13 protein-coding genes are annotated in these 14390 nt (G+C 64.4%); 8 read left to right on the top strand and 5 right to left on the bottom strand.

Annotated features, from left to right (window positions below; translation table 11 throughout):
• Positions 1-25: 25 nt before the first annotated feature.
• The 6 genes from gudD (at position 26) to JQ591_RS34920 (ending at position 8746) form a co-directional block, all read left to right on the top strand.
• The gene (gene gudD / locus JQ591_RS34945) at positions 26-1369 is read left to right on the top strand and encodes a glucarate dehydratase (RefSeq protein WP_211400497.1); all 1344 of its coding nucleotides are present in this window, start codon (positions 26-28) and stop codon (positions 1367-1369) included.
• Between the two features lie 76 nt (positions 1370-1445).
• On the top strand, positions 1446-2894 hold the full coding sequence (locus JQ591_RS34940) for an aldehyde dehydrogenase family protein (RefSeq protein ID WP_211400496.1): 1449 nt from the start codon (positions 1446-1448) through the stop codon (positions 2892-2894).
• Between the two features lie 128 nt (positions 2895-3022).
• Positions 3023-4564, top strand: a complete 1542-nt coding sequence (gene garD, locus JQ591_RS34935; protein WP_211400495.1) for a galactarate dehydratase — start codon at positions 3023-3025, stop codon at positions 4562-4564.
• Positions 4565-4607: 43 nt separating this feature from the next.
• Positions 4608-5813 carry a mandelate racemase/muconate lactonizing enzyme family protein gene (locus tag JQ591_RS34930; protein WP_211400494.1) on the top strand — a complete coding sequence of 402 codons (1206 nt, stop codon included), beginning with the start codon at positions 4608-4610 and terminating at the stop codon, positions 5811-5813.
• Between the two features lie 206 nt (positions 5814-6019).
• Positions 6020-6289 carry a hypothetical protein gene (locus JQ591_RS34925; protein ID WP_211400493.1) on the top strand — a complete coding sequence of 90 codons (270 nt, stop codon included), beginning with the start codon at positions 6020-6022 and terminating at the stop codon, positions 6287-6289.
• Between the two features lie 192 nt (positions 6290-6481).
• Entirely contained in the window at positions 6482-8746 is a 2265-nt protein-coding gene (locus JQ591_RS34920) for a TonB-dependent siderophore receptor (RefSeq protein ID WP_211400492.1), read from the top strand.
• Between the two features lie 9 nt (positions 8747-8755).
• Here JQ591_RS34920 and JQ591_RS34915 read toward each other — a convergent pair whose 3' ends face one another.
• A complete protein-coding gene (locus JQ591_RS34915) occupies positions 8756-9103 on the bottom strand; it encodes a hypothetical protein (RefSeq protein ID WP_211400491.1) in 348 nt (115 codons plus the stop codon).
• A 352-nt stretch (positions 9104-9455) separates the two neighbouring features.
• On the opposite strand from JQ591_RS34915, the gene JQ591_RS34910 reads away from it, so the two are divergent.
• The gene (locus tag JQ591_RS34910) at positions 9456-10601 is read left to right on the top strand and encodes a hypothetical protein (protein WP_211400490.1); all 1146 of its coding nucleotides are present in this window, start codon (positions 9456-9458) and stop codon (positions 10599-10601) included.
• Between the two features lie 173 nt (positions 10602-10774).
• On the opposite strand, the gene JQ591_RS34905 is transcribed toward JQ591_RS34910, so the two are convergent.
• Positions 10775-11383 carry a DUF2147 domain-containing protein gene (locus tag JQ591_RS34905; RefSeq protein WP_211400489.1) on the bottom strand — a complete coding sequence of 203 codons (609 nt, stop codon included), beginning with the start codon at positions 11381-11383 and terminating at the stop codon, positions 10775-10777.
• A 120-nt stretch (positions 11384-11503) separates the two neighbouring features.
• On the bottom strand, positions 11504-12532 hold the full coding sequence (locus JQ591_RS34900) for an NAD(P)/FAD-dependent oxidoreductase (RefSeq protein WP_211400488.1): 1029 nt from the start codon (positions 12530-12532) through the stop codon (positions 11504-11506).
• A 182-nt stretch (positions 12533-12714) separates the two neighbouring features.
• Here JQ591_RS34900 and JQ591_RS34895 point away from each other — a divergent pair, with 182 nt between their 5' ends.
• Positions 12715-13182 carry an acyl-CoA thioesterase gene (locus JQ591_RS34895; RefSeq protein WP_211400487.1) on the top strand — a complete coding sequence of 156 codons (468 nt, stop codon included), beginning with the start codon at positions 12715-12717 and terminating at the stop codon, positions 13180-13182.
• Positions 13183-13215: 33 nt separating this feature from the next.
• On the opposite strand, the gene JQ591_RS34890 is transcribed toward JQ591_RS34895, so the two are convergent.
• Positions 13216-13536, bottom strand: a complete 321-nt coding sequence (locus tag JQ591_RS34890) for a 2Fe-2S iron-sulfur cluster-binding protein (RefSeq protein WP_045008721.1) — start codon at positions 13534-13536, stop codon at positions 13216-13218.
• Positions 13537-13702: 166 nt separating this feature from the next.
• Complete coding sequence (locus JQ591_RS34885) at positions 13703-14077, bottom strand: Hpt domain-containing protein (RefSeq protein WP_211400486.1); 375 nt, start codon at positions 14075-14077, stop codon at positions 13703-13705.
• Positions 14078-14390 lie beyond the last annotated feature (313 nt).

The following is a 14390-nucleotide window of genomic DNA, read 5'->3' as shown; positions in this document are numbered from 1 at the left end:
CAGAGACAACAGGGAGAAGCGTGCGATGGCCCAGACTGAAATCGCCGGTGCACCGGTCGTCACGGCGATGCAGGTGATCCCGGTCGCGGGCCGTGACAGCATGCTCCTCAATTTGAGCGGCGCGCATGCGCCGTTCTTCACCCGCAACATCGTCATCCTCACCGACAATGCCGGTCACACCGGCGTCGGCGAGGTGCCGGGCGGGCAGAAGATCTGGCAGACGCTGCAGGACGCCCGCGATCTCGTGATCGGCAAGACCGTCGGCGCGATGAACAACATCCTCGCCGATATCAGGACCGCCTTCGCGGATCGCGATGCCGGCGGCCGCGGCAAGCAGACCTTTGATCTCCGCGTCATGATCCACGCCGTCACGGCCGTGGAGTCGGCGCTGCTCGATCTGCTCGGTCAGCATCTCAACCTGCCCGTCGCAGCCCTGCTCGGCGAAGGCCAGCAGCGCAACAGCGTCGAGACCCTCGGCTATCTCTTCTTCGTCGGCGACCGGCGCAAAAGCAAGCTCGACTACGTCAGCGGCGAGACCGGCAAGCCCGAATGGTTCAACCTCCGCCATCAGGAAGCGATGACGCCGGAGACCGTGGTGCGGCTCGCGGAAGCCACCCACGACCATTACGGCTTCGCCGATTTCAAGCTCAAGGGCGGCGTGCTGCGCGGCGAGCAGGAGATCGAGGCCGTCACCGCGATCGCCAAGCGCTTTCCGGACGCGCGCGTGACCCTGGATCCGAACGGCGCATGGTCGCTCGACGAGGCTGTCAGCCTCTGCAAGGACATGCACGGCATCCTCGCCTATGCCGAGGACCCCTGCGGCGCCGAAGGCGGCTTCTCCGGCCGTGAGATCATGGCCGAGTTCCGCCGTGCAACGGGCCTGCCGACCGCGACCAACATGATTGCGACCGATTGGCGGCAGTTGTCCCATGCATTGCGCCTCGGCGCGGTGGACATTCCGCTGGCGGATCCCCATTTCTGGACCATGCAAGGCTCGGTGCGCGTGGCCCAGACCTGCCGCGACAACGGCCTGACCTGGGGTTCGCACTCCAATAACCATTTCGACATCTCGCTCGCCATGTTCACCCATGTCGGCGCCGCCGCCCCCGGCAAGGTCACCGCGATCGACACGCACTGGATCTGGCAGGACGGCCAGGCGCTGACCAAAGAGCCGCTCCAGATCAAGGGCGGCAAGATCGCCGTGCCTGATAGGCCGGGCCTGGGTATCGAAATCGACAGGGCCGCCATCGACGCCGCGCATGACCTCTACAAGCAGCATGGACTCGGCGCCCGCGATGACGCTATTGCCATGCAGGACCTGATCCCCGGCTGGACCTTCGACGACAAGCGTCCCTGCCTCGTGCGTTAAGAATTCAGGCATGATCCCGGAAAAGTGGACACGGGTTTTCCGATAAGGATCATGCTTCTCAAATAAGGAGGACACCATGACTGCGATCCTGAAGAACTTCATCGGCGGCGAATGGGTCGACGGCTCCGGCGTCACCAGGAACATCAACCCCTCCAACACCAACGACGTCGTCGGCGAATACGCCAAGGCCGACAAGGCGCAGACCGAGAAGGCCATCGCAGCCGCCAAGGCCGCTTTCCCCGCCTGGGCGCAGTCGACGCCGCAGGTGCGTTATGACGCACTGAACAAGATCTCTCTCGAGATCATCGCCCGCAAGGAAGAGCTCGGCCGCCTGCTCGCGCGCGAGGAAGGCAAGACGCTGCCTGAGGGTATCGGCGAGGTCGCCCGCGCCGGCCAGATTTTTGCGTTCTTCGCCGGCGAAGCGCTGCGCCTGATCGGCGAGAAGGGCGCCTCGGTGCGTCCGGGCCTCGACGTCGAGCTCACCCGCGAGCCGGTCGGCATCATCGGCATGATCACGCCCTGGAATTTCCCGATCGCGATCCCCGCCTGGAAGATCGCCCCGGCGCTCTGCTACGGCAACACCGTGGTGTTCAAGCCTGCTGAGCTGGTGCCGGGCTCGGCCCATGCGCTGTCCGAGATCATCACCCGTTCCGGCATTCCCGCCGGCGTGTTCAACCTCGTCACCGGCTCCGGCTCGGTGGTCGGCCAGACCCTGCTCGAGCACCCGGATGTCGCGGCGATCTCCTTCACCGGTTCGGTGCAAACGGGGCGCAAGATCGCGCAGGCCTGCGTGCTGTCGAACCCGATGAAGAAGTTCCAGCTCGAGATGGGCGGCAAGAACCCGCTGGTCGTGCTCGACGACGCCGACCTCAAGACCGCGGTCGAAGTCGCCGTCAACGGCGCCTATTTCTCCACCGGCCAGCGCTGCACCGCCTCGTCCCGCCTGATCGTCACCGAAGGCATCCATGACCGCTTCGTCGCGGCAATGGCCGAGCGCCTGAAAGGCCTCTCGGTGGACGACGCGCTCAAGGCCGGCGTGCATATCGGCCCCGTGGTCGACCAGAGCCAGCTCGACCAGGACCTGCGCTACATCAAGATCGGCCAGGACGAGGGCGCCAAGCTCGCCTGGGGCGGCGAGTTGCTCAAGCGCGAGACGCCCGGTTACTACCTGCAGCCCGCGCTGTTCACGGAAGCCAACAACAATATGCGTATCGCGCGCGAAGAAATCTTCGGGCCGGTGGCGACCGTCATTCGTGCCAAGAACTACGAGGAGGCGCTGGCGATCTCGAACGACACCGAGTTTGGCCTGGCTTCCGGCATCTGCACCACGAGCCTGAAATACGCCTCGCATTACAAGCGCAACAGCGAGTCCGGCATGGTGATGGTCAATCTGCCGACCGCCGGCGTCGACTATCACGTGCCGTTCGGCGGCCGGAAGGGTTCGAGCTACGGCGCCCGCGAGCAGGGCTCCTATGCCCGCGAGTTCTACACGACGGTGAAGACCGCCTATACCTATCCCGGCTAACCACGGGGGAGTATCGTAGGGTGGGCAAAGCGAAGCGTGCCCACCGCTTGTGTTCGGTGTGAAGCATGGTGGGCACGGCGCGTTGCGCCTTTGCCCACCCTACGACTTCAGCTTCTGAGGCAAAGCAGATGGACCAGGACGTCGCAGCGAAAGAACAGCCCCGTTACATCAAGCTCAACGACCGCGACAACGTCGCGATCGTTGTCAATGATTTCGGGCTTCCCGCCGGCTCCCGCTTTGCCTGCGGGCTGACGCTGCGCGCCTTCGTGCCGCAAGGCCATAAGACGGCGCTCGTCGACATCCCGCAGGACGCCCCGATCATTCGCTACGGCGAGGTGATCGGCCATGCGCTCGCGCCGATCCTGGCCGGCGAATGGGTGGACGAAGCGCGCATCCGCATGCCGGAGGCCCCTGCCCTCGACAAGCTCGAGATCTCCACCGCCGTACCCGCGCCGCTGCCGCCGCTCGAAGGTTTTACCTTCGAAGGTTTTCGCAATTCCGACGGCTCGGTCGCCACCAAGAACATCCTCGGCATCTCCTCATCCGTGCAATGCGTCAAGGGCACGATGGAATATGCGGTGAAGCGCATCCGCGCCGAGTTGCTGCCGAAATACCCGAACGTCGACGACGTCGTCCCGCTGACGCACGCCTATGGCTGTGGCGTCGCCATCAACGCGCCCGACGCCGTGATTCCGATCCGCACGCTGCAGAATATCGCGCAGAACCCGAATTTCGGCGGCGAGATCCTGGTCATCAGCCTCGGCTGCGAGAAGCTCGCGCCCGAGCGGCTGGTGCCGGAAGGCGTCAGCAATGCCATCGTGCGCATGCAGGACGAAGCCTTCGACGGTTTCGGCGCCATCGTCGACGCGATCATGACCCAGGCCGAAGCCCGCCTGAAGATCCTCAACAAGCGCACCCGTGAGACCTGCCCGGCCGCCGATCTCGTCATCGGCCTGCAATGCGGCGGCAGCGACGCCTTCTCCGGCGTTACTGCGAATCCCGCCGTCGGCTTCGCCGCGGACCTGCTGGTGCGCGCCGGCGCCACTGTGATGTTCTCGGAAGTCACCGAAGTGCGCGACGCGATCCAGCTGCTCACGCGACGCGCCATCAACGAGGACGTCGGCCGCGCGCTGGTGCGCGAGATGGCCTGGTACGATTCCTATCTCGCCCGCGGCGGCGCCGACCGCAGCGCCAATACCACGCCGGGCAACAAGAAGGGCGGCCTGGCGAATATCGTCGAGAAGTCGCTCGGCTCGATCGTCAAGTCCGGCTCGTCCGCGATCACCGGCGTCCTCTCGCCCGGCGAGAAGGCGACGCAGAAGGGCCTGCTGTTCGCGGCAACGCCTGCGTCCGACTTCATCTGCGGAACGCTCCAGCTCGCCTCCGGCATGACGCTGCAGGTTTTCACCACCGGCCGCGGCACGCCCTATGGCCTCGCCGCCGCGCCCGTGATCAAGGTCGCGACCCGCAGCGAGCTCGCGCGACGCTGGAAGGACCTGATCGATTTCGATGCGGGAGGCATCGCGACCGGCGAGAAGACCATCGAGGAGACCGGCTGGGACCTGTTCCGCCTGATCCTCGACGTCGCCAGCGGCCGCACGCAACCCTGGTCGGATCGCTGGGGCATCCACAACGATCTCACGCTGTTCAATCCGGCGCCGGTGACCTGAGCGCCGCGCGTAGACACTGACGGAAAATCAAGAGGACGTCTCAATGTCCCGCATCACGACCTTGCGCACCATCCGCATCGAGGAACGGCCCAACCTGATCTGGGTCGAGATCGAAACGGATGAAGGGCTCACCGGCCTCGGCGAGAGCTTTCGCGGCGCACAGGCCGTTGAGGCTGCCGTGCATGAGCTCGCAGCGCCACTGGTGCTCGGCCAGGATTCCCGGCGCATCGAAGCCGTTTCGCGCCAGTTGCTGACGCCCTATCTCGGCTTCCACAGCGTCAGCGCCGAGGTGCGCGCCGCCAGCGCCATCGACATCGCGCTGTGGGACATCAAGGGCCAGCGTCACGGCATTCCCGTGCACGAAGCGCTCGGCGGCGCGAGCCGGCTCGAAATCCGCGCCTACAACACCTGCGCCGGTTACGCCTACAACACCAAGAGCGCCAGGCGTCGCGAGATCGGCGCGGACGATGCCGCGCTCGGCCCCTATGACGATCAGATCGCGTTCATGCGCGACGCCGGCGCGCTCGCCGAAAGCCTTTTGAGCGAGGGCTATGGCGCCATGAAGATCTGGCCATTCGACCCCTTTGCCGCCAATGGCGGCCATTCGATTTCGCTGATTGACCTCAAGACCGGTCTCGAACCGTTCCGGAAGATCCGCGCCGCCGTTGGCGAGCGCATCGAGATCATGTGCGAGCTGCACAGCCTGTGGGGGACGCAGACTGCCGAACGCATCTGCCGCGCGCTCGAAGATTACGGCGTGTTCTGGGTCGAGGACCCGCTCGGCAAGATGGACGATGTGCAGGGCCTTGCCGACCTCAGGCGGCGCGTGAAAACGCCGATCTGCGGCAGCGAGACGCTGGCGGGCGCGGCGAGCTTCCGCAATCTGCTCGCGGCCGACGCCATCGACGTGGTGATGCTCGACATTGCCTGGTGTGGCGGATTGAGCGAGGCGCGCAAGATCGCCGCCCTCGCCGAAGCCTACAACAAGCCGCTCGCGCCGCACGATTGCACCGGCCCGGTCGCGCTGATGGCAGGGCTGCACCTGGCGCTGCATGCGCCGACCGCGATCTTCCAGGAGGTCGTGCGCGCGACGCTCTCGACCTGGTATCGCGATCTCGTCACCGCCCTTCCGACCGTGAACAACGGCATCGTGTCTGCGCCGCGTGCGCCCGGCCTCGGGCTTGCGCTCAATCCGGACGTGCGGCGCCGCGCGGATGCAGTGGTGCGAGAGTCCCGTTTCGGCGCGTAGGGCGCGACCGGCGTATCGCCGCGCGACGACTCCCGCGAAACCGTGCGGAAACATTGGCGCGGAAAACTTCTTTCGCGCTTCGTCGCTGCGACATCACGCAATCAAATATATCCGGCGACCGCGATCGAATGTTCGCACACAAGCGAACCTGCTGCCGCATTACCGCGACAAAACCTCCGATTGCCATTTTTCACGGAGATTTTCCAATGCGCGTTCTTTCGATGATTGCCGTTTTCGGCACGATGATTGCCAACTCGTCCGGCGCATTCGCCAACGAGCTTCCCTCTTACGAAGTGACGTCGTTTCCGATCTCGGCGACGCAAGTGCAGGTGCTCGGCGGCGCCGGCGTCGAGGAGCAGTCGGCCGCGCCCGCGATGATCGTCGCCGGCATGCCCGCCTCGCCCGCGCAAATGTCCGTGCTGTCGCCGCGCGTGAAGCGGCTTGCGAGCGCCGACACAGCGAGCGAGCGGCGCTGATCACCTCCCTCAGAGACACACGACCTCATTCTCTCTTTCACGCATCCGCGCGCCGACATCAATCGGCGCGCGCTCGATTTATATGAATACTAATTCCAAATCTGTCGATTGAGGGACGTTGCGTCTCTCCTGCACTTCAAGCGCCAGGTCGCACTTGTTAGTCGTCCCCGTCGAAATGATGGGGTGTCGCGAATGACAAATTACCTGAGGACGACGGCGAAATTGATCGGCGGCGCCCTGCCGCTGTTGGCAGGCTTGTTGGACGCTGCGCCGGCCGAGGCGCAATCATCGTCGCAGGAACTGCCCGCCGTCGTCGTCGAGCAGTCGTCGTCGCGGCCGACCGCACGAACACGTCCGCTTCGTTCCCGGCAGTCAGCGCAAGCCGCAAGCCGCCGTCGTCAGGCCGAGCGCGCGCCATCGAACGCCGATACGTCGGCGGCCGGCGCGAGCACGGAGACCGCGACGGGCCCGGTCCGGGGCTATGTCGCAACCCGCAGCGGCACCGGCACGAAGACCGACACGCCGCTGCGCGAGACGCCGCAATCGATCAGCGTGGTGACCGCAGATCGTGTCACCGACCAGGGTGCGACCACCGTCCAGGAGGCGTTGCGCTACGTGCCCGGCGTGTTCGCCGATGCCTACGGCGCGGATTCGCGCGGCGACTATCCGCGCATCCGCGGCCAGGACCCGAACATCTATCTCGACGGCACGCGCATGGTGAACACCAACAATTTCAACGAATGGCGGCCCGAGCCCTACACGCTGGAACGCATCGAGGTCTTGCGTGGCCCCTCCTCGGTGCTCTACGGCGACACCTCCACGGCGGGCTTGTTGAACCTGATCTCGAAGCGGCCGCAAGCCGAATCCGCCAACGAGATTGGCGTGCAGTATGGCAGCTTCAACCGCAAGCAGGTGCAGCTCGACTCCACGGGAAAGCTGACCAAGGACGGCGAGTGGCTCTATCGCTTCATCGGCGTCTACCGTGACAGCAACACGCAGACCGATTACGTCAAGGACGACCGCGTCCTGCTCGCGCCGTCACTGACCTGGCGGCCGACCAACGCCACGAGTTGGACCGTGCTCGGCACCTATCAGAAGGACACCACCGGTTCGTCCACGGCCTTTCTGCCACATGAAGGCACCCTGTTTGCCGGCCCGAACGGGTTCATCCCGGTGCGGCGCTTCGCCGGCGAGCCGGGCTTCGACAAATACCAGACCGAGACCGGCGCAATCAGCAGCCTGTTCGAGCACAGCTTCAGCGATGGCCTGAAGCTCCGGCAGAATCTGCGCTACGCCCATGTAGAGGGCATCTACCGGTCGACCTGGCCGGATCTGAACTTCGTCGATCCAAGCGATCCGAACTATCCGTTTCTCGATTCCAGTCGACGGACCGTGGCACGCAGCGTATGGAGCCGCGAGACGGTCAAGGACAGCCTGACCTCGGACAGCAATGCCGAGCTGAAATTGCACACCGGGCCGGTCGCGCACAAAGTGTTGCTCGGCACCGACTACCGCGAGGTCAGGGAACGCGCGCAATCCGGCTTTGCGACGGACTCCACGCCGTTCGATCTCTACGCGCCGGTTTACAGCGGCGTGACCGCGCCGGCGATGTCCCCCGAGCCGGATCTCCGCCAGAGCCAGCTCGGCCTCTACGCCCAGGACCAGTTGCGGCTCGGGCCGTGGCTCGCGGTGCTCGGCCTGCGCCACGACTACGTCACCAGCGACACGCAGGGCTCTCCGGTCGAGAACTACCAGGCGACCACGGGCCGTGCCGCGCTGATGTACGAGTTGCCGTTCGGCGTCACGCCTTACGTGACCTATGCGCAATCGTTCAACCCGGTGTTCGGCAGCGGTGTCTGCGCCGCGGGAGCTTGCGCGCCGCAGCGCGGCGAGATGGTGGAGCTCGGCTTCAAGTACAATCCGACGCCCGGCAATGCGATCAACGGTGCGATCTTCGACACCACCGAGCGGAACCGGCTGGCCAACGACCCCGACAATCCGATGTTCTCGATCCAGACCGGCAAGGTCCGCATCCGCGGCGCCGAACTCGAGGTGCTGGCGCGCATCACGCCGGAGCTCGATTTGATCGGTGCCTACACCTACCTCGATGCCCGCGTGGAGAGCGGCGACAACGCCGGCAAGCATGTCGAGACCGTGCCGGACCATCAGGCCTCGCTCTGGGCGAAGTACCGCCTTTCCCTGCTCGGCCTGCCCGGCGTCACGCTCGGCGGCGGCGTGCGCTACGTCGGCCAATCCTGGGACGGCACCGACACGCTCCGCACGCCGGACTACACTTTGTTCGACGCCATGGTCCGTTACGACAACGGTCCCTGGCGGCTTCAGGTCAATGCCAGCAACCTCTTCGACAAGCGTCACCTCACCACCTGCCTGGCGCGCGGCGACTGCTTCCTCGGCATCGGCCGCACGGTGCTCGGCAGCGTCACTTACAAATTCTAGCAACGAGCTCTACGTCATGCTGCCCGGCATGAAGCAGCGCACGCGAGGATGGCCGTCGATATAGTGCTTCCACACCATGGTGCGGCCGATCTTGTTCGGCTCGGTGATGACGGCGCCGTCGGGCACGACGACCCATTCGTTGTCGAGATGCACGCGATAACGGCCCTTGTCGGATTCCCAGTCGACATCGGCCACCACATAGCCGTCGGCATCCGAGCAGCATTGGCCGTATTCGCTGTGCAGGCTCTCGAACCAGGGCTTTAACGGCGAGTTCGCGTAGCGCCCGTCGTCGCGCGCCGGCGCCGGGGTCGTCAGCAGCCCCAGCAGCGCAGCGGCACATAGTCGTGCAAGTCGCATGTCGTCTTCCCGCGGATTGCAGTCATCTTTGCGGGGGACGAACAACCGTCCACGCTCCGCGCCATGAGACAGGCGGTGGCGCCGACGACTCGCTCCCCAGCGGCTTTGCGACAGCTATGCAAATCCGGCGCCAGCGCGCATTCCGGAGAACTACTGCCGCACGGTGTTGTCCCGACCGGCGGGCACATCCTGCATGTCCGGCGCTCCGTCGATCTGCCGCAGCTCGTTTGGAGCTTTCCTTGTTGCGCGAGGACGTGTACGAAATTGCCGCGGCTACGACCGCATCGTTTAATCAACTGTTTCAATTAGAGAAATCGGGTGTTGGCGTGACTGGCATCGGACCGTCAGCGCTATGAGTTCGAGAGACTTGCTTCCTGGCCAGCAGGAGCCGACCGATTTACCCGCAAACGAGGTGCAGTTTGCGCTGGTGATTTCGCGCATGCTCGAAACGGTGAAGGACGACCCTGAAGCCAGGCGTCAGATGGTCTACGATCTGGCCCGCTACAAGCTGCAGGAGCAGTTCACCTACGCCGACGCCAGGAACATCGACCAGATGAAGCGGGCCCTCGATGTCGCCATCGAGGAGGTCGAAAAATTCTCGCGTGAAGAGGCGCCCCTGGAGCGCTTGCCGCAGCAACAGCTCACATCGTCAAAGGCGACCGAGACAGGCGGTCTTGTGGTGTCCGGCGACGCGACCGTTCTGCGATCGGCAATCGGGATATCCCGCAGCAAGCTGCCCGCGACCTCAGGCCCGCTCTGGCCCGTGATCAAACGTACGGCGGCCATCCTGCTCGCCGCCGGCGCCGTCATTCTCATCGTCTCGCAGCGAGACAATATCGCCGCGCTGCGCCGGCTGATTTCGTCCCAGACTCCGGAGATCGCGCTGGTCGCGCCCAAACCGGAGACGTCGATCACGGTCGCCAAGCCGGAAATGGTCACACCTGCCGCGCCTGCCCCAACGCGCGTACTTCCAACCGACTACGGCGTCTATGCCCTGATCGACGACAAGTCGCTGGCTGAGTTGAACGCGACCGGCGTGATGGCGCCCGACATGCGGATCGCGATCTCGCCGGAGTTCAAGAAGCCCGATCGTCCGCATTTGCCGAACGGCCGCGTCAAGTTCATCGTGTTTCGCCGCGACGCTGCGAACTCCATCCCCGAGCGCGTCGAGGTTCGAGTCGTGGCAAAGATCGCCAGAGAGTTTTCGACCGACGCCGCAGGCAAGAATCTGAGTGGTGGAGACGATGTCGGCGTCATCCGCAACTTCGCCTATCCGTTCCGGGTGTCGCCGATTCCGGGGAAACCGGAAATGCACGAACTTCACTCTGGCGCTTCAGAGCTCGAGCTGCCGCCGGGACATTACGTCCTGAGCCTGGGAACGCAGGCCTATTACTTCCAGGTCGACGGCGAGATCACCGATCCCCGGCAATGCCTCGAGCGGGTCGTCGCCGGCAACGGCACGTTCTACGCACCGTGCAAGAAGGCGCGGAGTTATTGATGGGCTCGTAGTCCGGGTTAGCGCAACGAACTCAGCTGTCATCGCCCGCGAAGGCGGGCGATCCAGTACTCCGTGACGCACGTGATGGAGCCGAGAGGCTGCGGCGTACTGGATTCCCTGCTTTCGCAGGGAATGACAGCGGCGGGTGGAGCAACGACCGCGCGAAGACAGCCCTACTGCTTCGGGGCCGGGGCCGGTGCCATCATCGCGCCACCCTTCTTCGCCGCGGGCGCGGGCGCGGGCTTGGTCGCGGCGGTCGCTGGCGCCGGGAGATATTTCGCGACGATGGCGGGATCGACCTGCGCGATGTTGGCGTCGGGAAGACGCGTCCAGGTCTCGTCCTTGCCGAACAGGGAGATGCCGAGGAAACCGCGCATCGTCAGCGTCTGCCCATCCGGGCTGACCGTCATCTTGGCCTTCCAGATGTTGCCGTCGCGCGGATTGACCACGTTGCCGCCGTCATACTTCAAGCCGTCGCGCTTCATGTCGCGGATGAAGGAGAGCCCGAGCACCGGCGCGTTCTTGCGATCGTCCGTGCATTTCGCGCAGATCTCGTTCGGGTCGTCGCCGGGCCGTGGAAAGGTCTTTGCGATGACGCCTTCGAACACACCGCTGTGGTCGACGAAGAGAAACCATCCCACCGTCTTGCCGTCTTCAACCTTCTGCCAGAGGCCTGCGGCGGTCGGCTGCTGCACTTGCGCCGCAACCGGGCTCACCGCACCGAGCGACATCGCGAGCGCGAGGAGCGAGAACAGCCGAAAGCTGGAAAAGAGATTCCGCATTATCATCACCTTGCTAGCCAATCGCCTTGCTAAGCCGCCAACCGCAATGGCCGCAGACTACGGCGATTTCGCGAACTGTTCCAGCACCAGAAACATGGGGCATCGCCCCGCCCGCCGCCGTCAGTTGACACCGAGCTTCTTTTGCAGGCTGGAGGACGAGGTCGTGTACTGGAACACGAGCCGCTTCTCCGGGTAGACATAGCGATGGGCTTTTTGCGACATCAGCGCGCCCTCGTGGAAGCCGCACAGGATCAACTTGATCTTGCCGGGATAGGTGTTGATGTCGCCGATCGCGAAGATGCCAGGCACGTTGGTCTCGAACGCGGATGTCTCGACCGGCACCAGATTGTTCTCCAGCGAGATGCCCCAGTTCGCGACCGGACCGAGCTTCATGGTCAGCCCGAAGAACGGCAGCATGGTGTCGCAGGCAATCTCGGTCACGCTGTTGTCGTTGCCCTTGACGGTGGCGCCGCTCAGCTTGCCCTCGCTGCCTGACAGCGCGGTGACCTGGCCGAGCCGCAGATCCATCTTGCCGCCAGCGACCAGCGCGCGCATCTGCTCGACGCTGTGGGGGGCGGCGCGAAAATCGTCGCGACGGTGCAAGAGCGTGATGCGCTTGGCAATCGGATGCAGATTGAGCGTCCAGTCGAGCGCGGAATCGCCGCCGCCCACGATCAGCACGCTCTTGTCGCGGAACATCTCCATCTTGCGCACGGCGTAGTGCACCGAGCTTCCTTCATAGGCTTCGATCCCCGGCACCGGCGGACGCTTGGGCTGGAACGAGCCGCCGCCGGCAGCGATCACCAGTACCTTGCATTCGAACACCTTGCCGGCGTCCGTGGTGCAGCGGAACAGGGGATCGCCGATCTTCTCCACGGTCTCGATCATCTCGCCGAGATGGAAGGTCGGATGGAACGGCTTGATCTGCTCCATCAGCGCCTCGGTGAGGCCCTGGCCGGAAACCTGCGGAATGCCGGGAATGTCGTAGATCGGCTTTTCCGGATACAGCTCGGCGCACTGGCCGCCGACCTTGTCGAGGATGTCGACGAAATGCGCCTTCATGTCGAGAAGGCCTAGCTCGAAGGCGGCGAACAGACCGCAGGGGCCGGCGCCAATAATCAGCACATCGGTTTTGATCGCGTCGCTCATGTCGTCTCTTTATCGGTCGTTATCGGTGGGACGGCGCCCGGCGGGCAGAGGTGACCCTGCCTGTCTAGCCAACGGGGATGGATCAGGGAAGGCATAAAAGCGGGAGCGCCCCGCAGCCGCGCCCACTTGCCGGGTCATTATAACTGGGCTGTAACCAGCAACGATATGACGGAGATCAATCGGTGAACGCACCAAGCCGCCTCGATACGACGCCGCGCCTGGAGGATTATCCTTATCGCATCGGCGACAACGTCCGCTTCGGCGATCTCGACCCCAACCAGCACGTCAACAACGCGGTCTACGCCACCTATTTCGAGACCGGCCGTGTCACGCTGATGAAGCTCCCGGAATACGGCCTGACGCCGCCGGGACTTGCCTGGATCATGGTGCGGCTCGACATCCATTTTCGCGCGGAGCTGCATTGGCCGAGCACGATCGAACTCGGTCTCGGCGTCGTGAAGCTGGGACGAACGTCGGTGACGTTCGAGCAGGTGGTGTTCTCGGAAGGGAAGTGCATCGCGTCCGCGACGTCGGTCGCCGTGATGATCGACGAAGCGTCGCGCCGGCCAACGCCGCTGACCGCGGAAGTGCTCGAGAAGCTCAGGCCCTGGCACAAGCGCGGCATCGACGTCGCGCCGCCAAGCTCATAGTTGAATCAACGAGGATCGCGCTTGTAAGAAGGATCAGGCCTGGCGTTCCGGCGTCGCCACCACGAGGCCGTCGAGCTCGTCGGAGACCTTGATCTGGCAGGACAGGCGCGAGTTCGGGCGCACGTCGAAGCCGAAGTCGAGCATGTCCTCTTCCATCGGCGTCGGGCTGCCGACCTTCTCGCGCCACGCTTCGTCGACATAGACATGGCAGGTGGCGCAGGCGCAGGCGCCGCCGCATTCGGCCTCGATGCCGGGGATGCTGTTGCGGATGGCGGCTTCCATCACAGTCGCGCCGTTCTCGACGTCCACCGTACGGGTTTCGCCCTTGTGATCGACAAAGTGAATTTTGGCCATGTGTGCTCGTGCTGCCGCGATCTAGGGAATGAAGGAGGGTCCGGGCTGTCCTATAACGGACCGGTCAGCCCGGCGCCATAGCGTTTTGATAAGTCGTGAATACCGCTTCGCGGGAAGAAAACCCGTCAAAACAAAAGACTAGAGCACGGTTCTGGCCCTGTCGCCCCTAGGGGTTCAGGATCGCCTCGATGGCGGCGCGAGCCTCGGTCACCGCCTCTTTCAGCGCGGCGAAGGCGTGGGGCCGGCCCTGGCCGGTCTGGATCGCGGTCTCCAGGCTGGCTGCGGCATCCGCCACCGCAAAGGCGCCGATCCCGCGCGCCGAGCCCTTGAGCTTGTGGGCGAGTGCGCCGGCCTCGGCCGGCAGCGCTGCCATCGCCGCGATCAGGCGCACCGCCTGCTCGGCAAACATCGCCAGCACTTCCTGCTCCAGCTCGGAATCGCCGAGCGTCATGCGGGAGAGATGATCGAGGTCGAGCGGGCTGTCGATGGGTGCAAGCGGGGGCGAGGGCATCCAGTCCATCCGTTGCAGTTCAGGCATCATGGCGCAGGCCCCCGGCATCGCGCGATGTCCGCCGGTCCGGCGGTCAAGTTCCCTCCACCCAAGCATGGAAATGGTTAACGAAATGTTCCGGCTGTTTTGCGCAAATCTGCCTGTTTATTGACGAAAAGTTGCCGCAATCCGGCGAGTCCGGTGGAGAATTGCATTTATTGCTAAGGCGTTACGGCGCGATCCTGTTAACGATGATTAAGATTGTCTTAATCGCAGGCATTTCATTCGCGACGCTCTGCCAATAGGATGTTGGAGAAATTGGCGGACAAGCCGTCCGGGTGGGGATGGCTCGGAGATCCGCGCA

This window comes from Bradyrhizobium canariense, assembly GCF_018130465.1.
Lineage (GTDB): Bacteria > Pseudomonadota > Alphaproteobacteria > Rhizobiales > Xanthobacteraceae > Bradyrhizobium > Bradyrhizobium canariense_C.
The sequence above is the reverse complement of the archived record's forward strand: the minus strand, read 5'-3'. Positions and strand labels throughout refer to the sequence as shown.